This is a genomic window from Flavobacterium sp. RSSB_23, assembly GCF_051547145.1.
Lineage (GTDB): Bacteria > Bacteroidota > Bacteroidia > Flavobacteriales > Flavobacteriaceae > Flavobacterium.
On sequence record NZ_JBPTTO010000007.1, the window covers coordinates 132,664 to 146,991 of the forward strand.

Sequence of the window (14,328 nt, forward strand, 5' to 3'; positions counted from 1 at the left end):
TTTTTGTTTGTAAAATTACAATACGTAAGTATAAATACTTAATTAAGTTTGTAGTGTACTAATCAAAACCGAAAACTATGTTAACCAACAAAAAACATTCATTTAAAAAAGAAGTAGTAAGTTCATCAACAAAAGGAAGCAAAATCGCTTTACTAGCCGGAGTGATTACTCTTTTTTCTGTAAACACCACTAAAGCACAATTAACGGCAACAGGACAAATCAGAGAAAGGACAGAAATTAGAGCAGGATTTGGAACTTTACAAAAGAAGGGAGAGAAGACGGCCTTGTTCAATTCACAAAGAGCCAGATTAAATTTGGGTTATTCTGGATACCGTTTCAAAGTTTTTACGGCACTACAAGACGTGAGAGTTTGGGGGCAGGATGCTTCCTCAATCAATAGAACCACTACCGAAGTGAATAATGGTGTTTTGTTACACGAAGCTTGGGGAGAAATAAGTTTGATAGATACACTAAGCACTATTCAAAATATGTCAGTAAAGATTGGTCGTCAACAAATTTCTTATGATGATCAAAAAGTATTAGGGGGGTTGGATTGGTTGCAACAAGGACGTCGCCACGATGCCATTGTTTTTAAATATGCCAACAAAGGATGGATTGCCGATGTAGGGGTAGCTTTTAATCAAAACAAAGAACTTAGTTCAGGAACAATTTATAATGGTACTAATCCTGCTTATGGTGCTGGTACTAATGGAATTGGGACGATGTACAAATCGTTTCAGTACTTATATGTTGACAAAAAGTTTTCATTTGGAGACATTTCCTTTTTATTCTTTAAAGACGACTTTAATAAGTATACCACTGTAACTAGTGGAACACCAGCAGTGGTTACAAAAGTGAATACAGAAGGCGTTTGGAGCCGAAACACCACTGGGTTTTTCTTCAATACTTTTTTTACTCGAAAATTGAACCTTACAGGAAGCGTCTATCACCAAGGAGGTAAAGACAAAGACGGTCGCTCTATTTATGCAAATTTAGCGTCTGTTACTGCTACTTATCAAATGGGGCGCAAATGGTTTGTAGGTCCAGGGATCGATTACCTTTCTGGAAATGACGGAACTAAAGCAGTGACTGCAACAAGTAAGAGCAATCGCTTTGATCCTTTGTATGGAACACCACACAAATTTTGGGGATACATGGACTATTTTTATGTAGCTAGCGGTTTTGGAAGCCAAGGGTTGTTGAATTATTTCTTAAAAGCGAAATACAATGCTAAAGATAATTTGAGTTTCACTTTTGATCTTCACGGATTTGAATCGGCCAATACCTTAGCAGGGAACCTTAACAAATATCTTGGTACCGAATTAGATGTTACTGTAAAATATGGTTTGACTAAAATGATCAATTTAGAGGCCGGTTATTCTTATATGCAAGCTACCAATACTATGGCTTCTGCAGCTGTAAAAAACGTTGCTAATGCTGACTTAACGCCTCACTTTGGATATATTATGCTCAATATTACCCCTAATTTTTTAGCTAAAAAGTAATTCAATGGTGGGTAGTAGGTGTTGTGTATTAGTGATTTGATAATTGTGTTATTTCAAACCACGAACCACAAACTATAAACTATAAACCACAAACCATAAACCACGAACATTAAACTATAAACGATAAAACAAAGAATATGAAAACATCAATAAACAAAGCAATACAATCTATTTTTATGATTGTAGCTGTCGCTTTTTTTCAATCCATTGCGGCACAAAATGATCCTGTACGATTAGGATTTATTCCCTTAACCGATTGTTCTCCAATCGTAATGGCCAAAGAATTGGGACTTTTTAAAAAGTATGGTGTTGAGGTAGTAGTGACCAAAGAATCTTCTTGGGCCAATGTTCGTGATAAGATTTTAACAGGCGAACTCGATGGTGCTCATTGCTTATATTCTATGCCTTTCTCTGTTTACACAGGGGTAGGAGGAAAAGCAGGTTCAGAAATGATGATTGCTATGATGCTTAACGTAAACGGTCAAGCCGTTACTTTATCCAATGATTTTTGTGGCAAAGTTGGTTTTAAACAAATGAACAAAGTGACCCCAGTAGTTGCGGCCAAATTGAAAGCTGAGAAAGAAGTCACTTTTGCTATGACATTTCCAGGAGGAACACACGATTTATGGTTGCGCAACTGGATGTCTGTAGCGGGCTTGAATCAAAAAGCGGTTAAAATCATCACAATTCCACCACCACAAATGGTTGCAAATATGAAAGTAGGGAATATGGACGGCTTTTGTGTAGGAGAGCCATGGGGTGGAGTAGCCGTAAAACAAGGAATAGGTTTTACTCAAGTAGCCTCTCAAGACATCTGGAAAGACCATCCTGAGAAAGCTTTAGTAGTTAATAAAGAATTCAGTGCCAAACGTAGAAGTGACTTAGTTAAAGTAATGAAAGCCGTTATGGAAGCTTGCAAATGGCTTGACGTCCCATCCAACAGAAAAAAAGCCGCCGCCATTATTGGTAAAGCACCTTATGTAAATGCACCAGCTGATGTTATCGAGGCAAGACTTATGGGAGATTACAATTTAGGTTGTAACCAAGGAGTAGAAATCTATGATAAGGATTACATGCTATTTCATAAAGGCGGAATGGTCAATTATCCTAGAAAATCGCATGCTATTTGGGCCATGGCACAGTTTGTTCGTTTTGGCTACTTAAAGGAAGCGCCCAATTATACCGCCATTGCTGATAAACTTATTCTGGATGATTTATACAAAGAAGTTGCCAAAAGTATGAATGTAAAAGTACCCAACGACGATATGAAACCTTTTGCATTAACGATGGATAAAACCGTATTTGATCCTTCCAATCCTGCGGCTTACCTAAAGGTGGTTAAAAAGTAATAATAAACATATTAAGTCATTTTAGAAATCAGCATAGCATTGCAATAGACAACTTACATGACTTACATGTTTAAAAAAATAATATTAACATTTAAGTCATATTAGAAAGTAAAAGTACAAGTGTTAGTCTTTTGAAAGTAAAAAAAGACAAACAATTAAATGTTTGTTTAAATTAAATCTTCAATGCTTCCTGTGTGGTTGAATTTAGCCACGGATTTTACGGATTAAACGGATTTTGCTAAATCTTACATGTCCTTCAATTCCTTATATGGTTCAAAAACACACACAATTTTACTCTAATACTTTTATGACTTATATGTTTAAAATAATAAAAAAAATAGCAATTTAAATAAGCATACCATGTCAGATAAAAACACCCTTACAATAGACGCTTTGAATACAGAAAGTAGTCAAGAGCTTAGCATCGCTTCAAGTAGTGATTTCGGAAATCCAAGGTTGAAGCTACTATTCAATTCACTCCTAAGAAAATCAAAATCGACGCTATTCGCGTTAGTTGGAATACTTTTATTTTCGGGATTTTGGAGCCTCATAAGTTATTTTACAGAACAAGCCTTGCCAGGTCCAGTAGCCACACTTACCGTTCTTAAAGAAATGCTAAGTGATCCCTTTTATGATTATGGTCCTAATGACAAAGGAATCGGGTTACAGCTATTCACTTCAATTAAAACAGTACTTTCTGGATTTTTGATTGGTTCGTTGTTTGCCATTCCTATCGGAATACTAATGGGAGCTAGTACCATTTGCAAACAAATCTTTTATCCTATTGTGCAATTATTAAAACCAGTATCGCCTTTGGCTTGGTTTCCTATAGGTTTGGTGGTTTTTAAAGACACTGGAATGGCCACCATATTTATTGTTTTCATTACCTCATTGTGGTCCACACTCATCAATACTTCTTTTGGAGTAGCATCAATTCCTCAAGACCATAAAAATGTAGCCAAAGCCTTTGGTTTTTCGAAAAAGCGTTACCTGACAAAAATCCTAATTCCGTACAGCTTACCACACATCATAACTGGATTGCGACTCAGTATCAGCGTGGCTTGGCTGGTAATAGTAGCAGGTGAAATGCTTTCTGGAGGTGCCGGAATTGGGTTCTTTGTTTGGGACAGTTGGAATGCCTTGAGCCTCGAAAAAGTAATATCGGCCATCATTATCATTGGATTGGTAGGACTACTTTTCGATAGGATTTTTACTTACATCGAGCACAAAGTTGCTTACAAGGGGTAGTAGCATTTGGGCATGTCCCTCCCGATACTTCGACAGGCTCAGTAGGTCGGGTCGGGCTGTACGTTCCCGCTTTTTTGAGCAAGAAAAATGCTCAAAAAGAGCTCCACTACCATCCCTCATGCAAAAAACACGTTACGCAAAGATGGATTTTGTTGTACATCATCACCCTTCGTTAATCCTATGGTTAATTTTTTAACTGTTAACCACAAACCATCAACCTTTGCGAACTTAGCGTAACCCTTTGCGAACCTTGCGGTTAAACTTTAAACAACTCACAACCCTAAACCCAACATCTTATGAGCTATTTAGAAATCAAAAATTTAGAAATTTCCTTTCCAACCCCTAAAGGAAAATATACAGCTGTTCGTGACATCAATTTATCCATAAAAAAAGGCGAAATCATTTCTATCATTGGCCATTCAGGTTGTGGAAAATCAACAATTATGAATGCCATCGCTGGAATGCTAACACCCTCAGGAGGAACAGTTGAGTTAGATGGAAATACCATCAAAGGACCAGGGCCAGACAGAGGAATAGTGTTTCAAAACTACTCCTTATTGCCTTGGTTAACGGTTCACGAAAATATTTTTCAAGCCGTAGATTCAGTAATGAATTGTTCCAAAAAAGAAAAACACGAGATTGTAGATGCCAACCTTAAAATGGTCAACTTGTTAGAACATCGAGACAAATTGCCAGGCCAGTTATCTGGAGGAATGAAACAAAGAGTTGCCATTGCAAGAGCTTTCGCCATCAATCCTGGAGTACTACTTTTGGACGAACCTTTTGGAGCTTTAGATGCCTTTACCAAGAGTTCTATGCAGTTGGAAGTGTTGAAACTTTGGAATCTCAATAATCGCGATAAAACCATCATTATGATTACACACGATATTGAAGAAGCGTTGTTTCTATCGGACAGAATTGTGGTTTTAAAAGATGGTCCTTCGGCTACTATCAGAGAAATTGAAGAAGTGCATTTGCCAAGACCGAGAAACAAAATAGAAATAGTAAAAATGCCCGAATATATTGAGTTAAGAGATCGTTTGCTCCACTTATTGACCGATGCATTTTCTATTGAAGATATGGGAATGACCTATAAGAATTAATTTCAATTCAATTTGGTGGAAAGAATCCTTGCGTTGTTTCGGCAATTTGCAAGGATTTTTTTTGAATTAAAGTAGCTTTTCAATAGGAATGAGTGTATCGTTCTATTTTGTAAAGTTTCAATAGAAATGGTCTTTAGCTCATTCTAATGTTGTTTTTAATGTGGTATTTGAATAGCAATGTTTAGCCTGTTCTTTTTTGTAAAGTTTGAATAGGGATGAGTTTAGCTTATTCTTTTGTTGTTTTTAATGTGGTATTTGAACAGCAATGTTTGGCACGCTCTTTTTTTGTGAAGTTTGAATAGGGATGGGCTTTAGCCCATTCTTTAAAATGAGATTCAAAAAAGGCTTTAGTCAAAATCTCCCCTAATTTCGATTAAAGCCTATTTAATAATTATCCCCACCACTGTTAGATATAATTGTTTACTTCAATTCTTGATTTACGAAACTGCTTTGCATCATTCCCGAGCTATACAGGAACGTAAACAAGTACAAAAAGGAATGAAAGTATATCCAAAACTGCTGGTATAATTTCATTCCCTCTTTATTTAAGTGCTAGTTACCCAAAGCGGAAGTACTTATTCACTATCCTTTGTTTTGATTGCATATTTTACTGCCAAAACAATGATTCCTGTAATAAAGATGATGATTCCCAGTGTGTAAAAAGCATCAGTATAATCAATTAATTCTTTTGTCTGAGAAAGGCCATTAGTATCGATTACGTCTTTTGTTACTTTAACTGCTTTTGCTTTAAATAAAAACGCAATTAGCATAGCACCTATGTTTCCTCCGGCTCCAACAATCCCTGCCACACTACCAACAGCCTTTGGATTGATAAAAGGAACAAGGCTATAAGTGGCTCCGTTTGCCATCTTTAAACTCATTCCAAAAAGAAACATTAAAAAGATAGCAAGCCCCAGCTGCTCTGTCAAACCAAAGAAAATGATTCCAATTCCTTCTACAATTAATAGCAAAGCAAGCAATACGTTTTTTCCAGAAAAACCATATATCTTGCCCACTTTATCGGCTACAATTCCTCCTAAGGGTCGAGCAAAAATATTAATCATGCCAAAGATTCCTGCGCATAATCCAGCTGTTTTTAGACTGGCACCAAAAGTATCTGTAAAATAAATTGGGGCGAAATTATCAATAGTAATTTCAACTCCAAAACAAGCTGCATAGGCAACCGTTAAGACCCAAGTGCGGTAGTCTTTTACGGCTAACATAAAGGTGTTTTCTTTGTTTTCGTTAGCAATTCCTAATTCTTTGTAATTCCCGTTGGGTAAATCTTTTGTATATCTAACATAGACAAAGGCGCAAATTAATAGTATAACTCCAGGAACTATCATTGCGTATCTCCAACTATCTTCGTGTGTGCAAAATCCTAATCCTACAAAGCCAGCAGCAATTAATGGCATTGTGCTATTTGCTAAGCCAGCACCAGCATTTCCAAACCCTCCAGCTGTAGCATTTGCTGTTCCTTTTATTGAAGGTGCAAACATTACAGAAGTATGAAATTGTGTAATAACAAAAGAAGCTCCAATTACACCTATGGCTAATCGAAACAGTAAAAAGCTTTCATACGATTGTGAAGTTCCTATTAACAAAACCGGTACAGCACATAGTACTAGTAGCCAAGTGTACACTAATCGTGGGCCGTAGGCATCTACTAGTCGACCGATTAGTAATCGAGCTATTATTGTTGCAGAAACAGAGGCAATTTGAATATTACCCAATTGATCTTTGGTAAGGTGTAACTGTTCTTTTGCCAATGGCATCAGTGACGCCATACCAAACCAGGCAAAAAAACTAAAGAAAAAGGTAAGCCATGTAATATGGAAAGTTCGCATTTGAACGCCTTTAAAGCTGAAAATGTTTAAACTAGTAAGCGGTTGATGGGTTGAAATTGAGCTCATGTTCGATAGGTTAGTTATTTTACATTATTTTAATACGTAGATGAAATCCTTTTTTTAAGTATTTCATGTACTTTTATGGCAAAAATAATGACGAATGACGGAGTAAAACCTGCCAAAACGCAGTTTTTGAAAAATAATTAAGTATTTATACTTAATTTTTATAAGTATTTTGCTTAAAGTGTTGTTTCGGTAGCTGAAGAACTAACTAATAGTTTAAAAAAGACTTTTTTAATCGTTTTTATGGTAGCGTTGCATTTGGTGTAAACTGTAGGGAATGTAGGAGGGATAGCTCATTTAGGATTTTATAAAGCAAAAAAAAAGTGGTAAAATTACCACTTGAACGCATTGAATCAATAAGTTTTTGAATAAACACTAGAGCAGCGAATACTCTTTTGCTTTATTTGCTAATTCAATTAAATTTTTAACCTTAAGTTTTTTCATCAAGTTAAAGCGATGCACTTCTGCTGTTCGTTTACTAATTTCAAGGGCTTCTGCAATTTCTTTATTGCCTTTTCCTGATAATAAAAGCTGCAAAATTTCTTTTTCTCTTTTGGTTATAACTAGCTCTTCGTCTAGTTGTCGTTTTTTTTCAGTAGTGAGTGGTGCGTTGCCATTAGTAAGTTGGTTAATTAAAATAGAGGAAATATCGCCGCTAAAATATTTACCACCATTAGCAACAGTGTGCAATGCTTTTAAGAATTCTTCTTTACTAGATCCTTTAAGCAAGTAACCATCCGCGCCTGCTTTTATAGATTTTAATACATATTCTTCAGATTCGTGCATGGATAGTACTACAATCTTGAGTGGGGTGTTCTCTTGACGTATTTTTTCAACCACTTCAATGCCAGTAAAGTGAGGCATTCTAATGTCTACGATAAGTAAATCAGGTTTTTCAGAGGCTACTATAGTTAAGGCTTCTTGTCCATCTGTAGCTTCCCCAACAACTATGATGTTATTTTCATTCTCTAACAGTGATTTGATACCATCACGAACGAACACGTGATCATCTGCTAATACTACTCGAATGGGATGATTCATAAGTATTGATTTTTTTTAAGTAAAATTAACTAATCTTGGGGCTAAGATACGTATTTTGTAATTATGTGAAATACATATATCAAAACTATAAAGAGCGAATTCCTATATAGGAATATTGAAGGTAATTCGAGTACCTTCACCAGGAATTGAGTTAATAAAAATACGCCCGTTGATGTATTGTATTCGTTCTTGCATAAAAACAAGCCCCATTCCAGATGTGCTATTGCGCTTTTTTTCTACAGATTGTAGGTCAAATCCTTTGCCATTATCATCAATCGTGATACTTAAAATGCTAGTGCTATGCGATAATTGAACAATAATGTGTGTTGAATCAGCATATTTGATAGCATTATTTATGGCTTCTTGCGAAAGTCTATATATATTAATTTCCGTTAGTGAGTCCAAACGCTGTTCAAACTGACTTTTATTATAAAAAACAATATTTTTTCCAGTTAATTTGGATAGTTCCTGGCATAACTTAGACAAAGATGAAACGATGCCATGATCGCTCAATTCGGGAGGCATTAAGTTGAAAGTAGCTGTTCGAACACCTTTTATGATGTCTAAAGAAAGTTGTTTGAGGTATTCCATTTTTTGGGAGGTCTTTTCTTTATCATCTAGATTGATACTCTCAAGACTAAACTTAAGGCCCGTTAGCATTTGGCCTATTCCGTCATGAATTTCCTTGGCAATGCGATTTTGTTCGTTTTCTTGATTTTCGATAATTTTACTCGAAATTATTTTTTGCTGATTGATTTTTGCCTCACTGCTTTCAATGTTAAGGCGCTCCACTTCTTGTTGTGCTTTTTTTCTTTCCGTTATATCAAAGCAGATAATCAACAGCTCAGATGCTCCTTTTTTTATAGTTACAGGAACCATAGATAAGTCTAGCCAAATGGTAGTGTCTTCTTTACTTGTAAAGGTAATTTCTCCTTGCCAACCGCTTCTATGTTTTTCTGCAATGATACGGTCAATGCCGTGCTGTTCTTTTTCTGAAGCGGTAAGTACTTGTGAAAAACGTTGTTCAGTGGTGGATTTATTATAGTGCAATAATTTGGAAAATTTTTCTCCTATGTGAATTAAAGTTCCGTTAGGTGCTACTCTACAGTAAAGTAGTGTGTTTTCCATAGCATAATTTAAAGATTTGAGTTCTTTTACAGAGTTTTCTTTTATTTCACTCAAAACTTCGGTATTGTAGGCTAATTTAAGTGCTTTTCTTTCTGAGGTTAACAGTTTTGAAATTAGTATCTCAATCTTTTTATTAGTTGGTTTAAAGATAAAAAGGAATTCTAAAACCAATACCAGCAGGGTAAAAAGCAGTATGCCATATTCTGTTTTGCTTTGTAACGTTACTTTTTCTAAAGCTTCTTGATCATATTGTTCAACAATTTGATTCATTTTGGTCAAAAAAATACGTTCATTGTCCAAAATAATAGTTATCAATTGCTGTAGCTTCTCAGGATTTTTCTCGTTTATTTTAATTTGTAAATACTGATGGCTCGCGGCTATTATGGCTTCGAAATTGGGTTGAATCGATTGATACAATTTGTTCAATAGCGCGCTTTTTTCTTTAGGAAAACCTAGTTTTTCATTGCCATACACTAAAGCATTATGATTAAATTTCCATTTATTTAGAATAGAATCAATTCTTTTTTTTTCCATTTCAACTTTGGAGGGATCTGTTGCAGAATGAAGGATTAAAAGTTCTTTAGTCAACTTTTGGCTTAACATTCTTTGTTTTCCAGAAGTGTTGATGATTTTGGAATCACTTAATTGACGGTTGAGATTGTATTGTAGAATAAACTGACTTACCAAAACAGTCAATGCAATTGTTAATAGTGCAAAGAGATACAATCTCCTTAAATTTTTGAAGGAAATGGAGTCTATTGTGGTGTCGTTTTTTGAACTACTCATAGTTAATTATAAGTCTAACGCCTCTTTTATGAGTTGTAAACTTGCCGTTGAAAAAGATAAGGTCAAGGCTGTTTGTTGCCCTTTTTCAGACATTTTATTCCAGGTTTTTACAATAATATTTTTGAGCTTCTCAGTGTCGTGTTTTAGGATAAACTCTTCTAAATAATATTCAAGGAAGACCAAACAAATTACGTCTTCGAGTAATTGGGTTTCAGCATCTTTTTTGAGTAATTTTTTTTCAATCAAAAAGCAAACGCGTTCAATGAACGAAGATTCATAACCCACTTCTTCAAGGATTGAAGTAGTTTTCGAAGCATGAAATTTTTTGAGTGCTTCTCTCCATTTTAAGTAGCCCACACGATCCATCGGATAGGTGTTTCTAGCAATTTCCCAACGGCAAATATGCTGCCCTTTGGCGGCAATTTGAATGGCTTCAGATGCATCGGGAGCAAAATCCATCAAGCGGTTTAGCATTCTATCAGAATACAATAATTCTTTTGCAACTATGGCATCATCAATTACAACTTTATTAGGGTCTTTTGCATTGGCAGCATCAATGCGCTGTAGGGCATTTTGAAAACGATTCACATTCATTGAAAAGGAAGTTACAGACGCTTTTTTAATCGGCTTAAAATAAGAAAAAGCATTATTTTTTATCAACCAAATATACGTATTTAATCCAAAAAGCCAACGAATACTTCGTCACCTTCAATCTTTACTGGGTATGTGGCAATTTTGTAATCGTCTCCGTTTAGGTTGCTCCCGTCAATAAGAGAAAAGGTTTTTTTGTGCATTGGACAGGCTATTTTTGGAACGCCGTCAGCAGACCCGGTCATTCCTCTCGATAAGACCATTTCCATTTTGTGTGGACAAGCATTTTGGCAAGCATACCAAGCATTTCTTCTTTCAAAATTGAAAACAGCAATTTGTTTGTTTTTGTATTTAATACAGCCACCTCTATTACTTGGAAAATCTTTAGTGTTTCCTGCTTTGAACCAAATTTTTACATTTTCGGTAGCTACTGTTTCGTATTGATTTAATAATTCTTCCATATTTTTTTGATTTAAATAACGCTATACTCTTTCCTAGTTGAAAGGAGGGAGGAAAGAGGTAGCGTTAAAGGGAAACGTTATTTTTTATGTTTTTTACCAAGGTCTTGGCATTTTTTGATCTCTTAAAGGAACAAATTCTATGGCATCATCTTTCTCGTCAGTATTCACAAAATGACTAAAACGCTTTAAAAGTCTTGGTTTTTCAAGTACTTGTTTCCATTCGCATTCAAAGGTGCCTACCAGTTCTTCCATTTCGCTTTCTAAGGTTTCGCAAATTCCAATACGATCGTGAATGATGATTTCTTTTAAGTAATCCAAACCTCCATCCAACTTATCTAGCCAGGTAGCAGTTCGTACTAGTGGGCCAGCGGTGCGGATGTAGTACATCAAGAAACGGTCTAAGTATTTTATGACTGTTGCTTTATCTATTTGTTCGGCTAGTAATACAGCATGTTTAGGATTGGCACCTCCATTGCCACAGATATAGAGATTCCAACCTCCTTCTACTGCAATGACTCCAAAGTCTTTGCCTCTAGCTTCAGCACATTCTCTAATACATGCCGAAACGCCTCCTTTGAGTTTGTGCGGTGCACGAATGCCTTTGTATCGGTTTTCGAGTTCAATAGCAAAGCCAGCGCTATCGTCCATACCGTAGCGACACCAAGCATTGCCTACACAGCTTTTAACTGCTCTTAAGGATTTGCCATATGCATGACCACTTTCAAAACCATTTTCTATTAAAATTCTCCATATTTCGGGTAAATCGCCTACGTGGGCGCCAAATAAGTCTACTCGTTGCGCCCCAGTAATTTTGGTGTATAAGTTGAATTGTTTGGCGACTTCACCAATAACTATTAGTTTTTCGGGTGTTATTTCGCCTCCTGCGACACGGGGTACAACAGAGTAAGTGCCGTTACGTTGAATATTAGCCAAAAAGCGATCATTAGTGTCTTGTGTAGTGACATGTTTGTTAGCTGTATCATTATAAATACTCGAGAATATAGAGGCAATCACGGGTTTGCAAATCTCACACCCATCTCCAGTACCATGATGATCGATTACATCGTAGAAATTAACATATTTATTGATTTTCACCAAGTCAAATAGTTCTTGTCTAGTGTAATGAAAATGCTCGCAAAGGTTTTCTTTTACTTCTTTGCCAATAGATTTTTGAGCGGCCTTTACCAAATCTACTACCATAGGTTTACAACCACCACAACCAGAAGTGGCTTTGGTGAGTTTGACTACGTCCGACAGTGTTTCACAACTTCCTTCGGTGATGGAGCAGCATATAGTACCTTTGGTGACATTTTCACAAGAACAAATAACTGCAGTATCGGGCAAATCCATAACATTACCCATACCACTGCTTTCTCCTCCACGAGAGCCCAAAATCAACTCTTCTGGATTAGTAGGTAAGGCTAGGGCATTGTTGTAAATTTGGAATAAGCTATTGTAATCAGAGGAATCACCTACAAGTATGCCACCAAGTAAGGTCTTGCCGTCTTTGGTAACATTGATTCTTTTGTAGATACCATTAAATTTATTTTCATAAACAATAGCGGTTACACTGTCGTTTTCTATAAACGGATCACCAAAACTCGCAACTTCAACACCAATTAGCTTTAATTGTGTTGACATATCGATGGTTTCCCTCATGGTTTTTGAACCATTTAAGATTTGTTCGGCTGCCACATCGGCCATTTCATAGCCGGGTGCAACCAAGCCATAAATCATGTTGTTGTATAAAGCAGCTTCACCAATGGCATACACAAAAGGATTGGATGTTTGCATTTGATTGTTGACTACTATTCCACCACGATCACCAACAACTAATCCAGCAACTCTTGCGAGTTCGTCACGAGGTTTAATACCAGCAGATATGACAAGCATGTCTACTTTAAGTAGTTCATCATTGGCAAACATCATCCCTTTGATGCTGTCATCTCCATCTATGTATTGGGTTGCTTTGTTAAGGTGAATTCCTATATTGAGTGCTTCTATTTTAGCTTGTAGCATATCGCTAGCACCTTGATCTAATTGTCTTGGCATTAAGCGTGGTGCAAACTCAACAACATGTGGGTTGAGTCCCAAATCTCGCACTGCTTTAGCCGCTTCTAGTCCCAATAGTCCACCGCCAAGAACGGCGGCTTCTGTAGCTCCTTTGGCTTTTATTTTTTTGGCATAGGCCATTATGGCGTCTAAATCTTCAATGGTTCTATATACAAATACACCTTCTTTTTCTACTCCTTTAATGGGAGGGACAAATGCAGCAGAACCTGTTGCTAATACTAAGTAATCATACGTATAAGATTTCCCGTTATGGGTGGTAATGTTACGATTAGACGTATCGATAGCAGTAACTAACTCTGAAGTGTTTAAAGTAATGTTGTGTTCTTTGTACCAATCCGTTGTGGATAATGATAGTTCATCAGCACTTTTTCCATTGAAATATTCGCTCAAGTGGACGCGATCATAAGCCCTTCTTGGTTCTTCTCCAAATACTGTGATGGCATAATTTTCGCTTCCTGATTTCGACACAAATTTTTCGCAAAATTTATATCCTACCATGCCGTTCCCGACTACAATTACTTTGATCATAACTTTAGAATTAAGTATTACAAAGCAAATATAAGTATTAATACTTAATTAAAAATAAAATACTTAATTTTTTTTACGTAGTTTTTTTGAAATATACTTGGTTGTATTGTATTTGTTTTTGGACACCCTAAAACAACAGTTTTACAAAAAAAAACAATAGGGTCTAATACCTCAAAAAGGTGTCTCCTGATTTTATACCAAGAGCTAATTCTTCTAAAGTGGTGGTTTCTAGCATGTGTGTGAGTTCGTTTCGGATAGATTTGAATTTATCGTGCATAGGGCAAGGATGTTCTTCGGAACAATTGGCAAGTCCCAATCCGCAACCCCTAAAGACACGGTCGCCTTCTAAGGCATCTACGAGTTCAGAAAGTTTGATGCTTGCCATTCTTTCTTTTGGAATTTCAAAACCGCCACCAACTCCTTTAACAGAGTCTATAAGTTTGTTCTTAGTCAAAGTTTGCATAATCTTGGCTGTAAAAGCTTCAGGAGAATCAATCTTGTTAGCGATATCTTTTAATCCTGAACGTTTATTTTGGTAGGATTCTGATGCAATGAAAATGGCGGCTCGAATACCGTATTCACAGGTTTTAGAAAACATAATAATG

11 protein-coding genes are annotated in these 14,328 nt (G+C 36.2%); 4 read left to right on the forward strand and 7 right to left on the reverse strand.

Annotated elements, in window-relative coordinates; all coding sequences use genetic code 11:
* Positions 1-77: 77 nt before the first annotated feature.
* From ACSVH9_RS11975 to ACSVH9_RS11990, 4 genes are all read left to right on the forward strand, one after another.
* Positions 78-1,505 carry an alginate export family protein gene (locus tag ACSVH9_RS11975; protein ID WP_438063908.1) on the forward strand — a complete coding sequence of 476 codons (1,428 nt, stop codon included), beginning with the start codon at positions 78-80 and terminating at the stop codon, positions 1,503-1,505.
* Positions 1,506-1,642: 137 nt separating this feature from the next.
* Positions 1,643-2,854, forward strand: coding sequence for a CmpA/NrtA family ABC transporter substrate-binding protein (locus tag ACSVH9_RS11980; RefSeq protein ID WP_438063909.1), 1,212 nt, complete (start codon positions 1,643-1,645; stop codon positions 2,852-2,854).
* A gap of 360 nt (positions 2,855-3,214) precedes the next feature.
* Positions 3,215-4,102 carry a nitrate ABC transporter permease gene (ntrB, locus tag ACSVH9_RS11985; RefSeq protein WP_438063910.1) on the forward strand — a complete coding sequence of 296 codons (888 nt, stop codon included), beginning with the start codon at positions 3,215-3,217 and terminating at the stop codon, positions 4,100-4,102.
* 296 nt (positions 4,103-4,398) lie between these two features.
* Positions 4,399-5,205: an ABC transporter ATP-binding protein gene (locus tag ACSVH9_RS11990; RefSeq protein WP_438063911.1), complete on the forward strand. Its 807-nt coding sequence runs from the start codon at positions 4,399-4,401 to the stop codon at positions 5,203-5,205.
* A gap of 575 nt (positions 5,206-5,780) precedes the next feature.
* Here ACSVH9_RS11990 and ACSVH9_RS11995 read toward each other — a convergent pair.
* The 7 genes from ACSVH9_RS11995 to ACSVH9_RS12025 form a co-directional block, all read right to left on the reverse strand.
* A complete protein-coding gene (locus tag ACSVH9_RS11995; protein WP_438063912.1) occupies positions 5,781-7,118 on the reverse strand; it encodes an MFS transporter in 1,338 nt (445 codons plus the stop codon).
* Positions 7,119-7,490: 372 nt separating this feature from the next.
* Positions 7,491-8,156, reverse strand: a complete 666-nt coding sequence (locus tag ACSVH9_RS12000; protein WP_438063913.1) for a response regulator — start codon at positions 8,154-8,156, stop codon at positions 7,491-7,493.
* Between the two features lie 102 nt (positions 8,157-8,258).
* The gene (locus ACSVH9_RS12005; protein ID WP_438063914.1) at positions 8,259-10,070 is read right to left on the reverse strand and encodes an ATP-binding protein; all 1,812 of its coding nucleotides are present in this window, start codon (positions 10,068-10,070) and stop codon (positions 8,259-8,261) included.
* A 6-nt stretch (positions 10,071-10,076) separates the two neighbouring features.
* Positions 10,077-10,664: a DUF4202 domain-containing protein gene (locus ACSVH9_RS12010; RefSeq protein ID WP_438063959.1), complete on the reverse strand. Its 588-nt coding sequence runs from the start codon at positions 10,662-10,664 to the stop codon at positions 10,077-10,079.
* An 80-nt stretch (positions 10,665-10,744) separates the two neighbouring features.
* Positions 10,745-11,122 (reverse strand): nitrite reductase small subunit NirD, encoded by a 378-nt coding sequence (gene nirD / locus ACSVH9_RS12015; protein ID WP_438063915.1) that lies wholly within the window; start codon positions 11,120-11,122, stop codon positions 10,745-10,747.
* 93 nt (positions 11,123-11,215) lie between these two features.
* Entirely contained in the window at positions 11,216-13,723 is a 2,508-nt protein-coding gene (nirB, locus tag ACSVH9_RS12020) for a nitrite reductase large subunit NirB (protein WP_438063916.1), read from the reverse strand.
* A gap of 163 nt (positions 13,724-13,886) precedes the next feature.
* Positions 13,887-14,321: an RrF2 family transcriptional regulator gene (locus tag ACSVH9_RS12025; protein ID WP_438063917.1), complete on the reverse strand. Its 435-nt coding sequence runs from the start codon at positions 14,319-14,321 to the stop codon at positions 13,887-13,889.
* Positions 14,322-14,328: the final 7 nt, after the last annotated feature.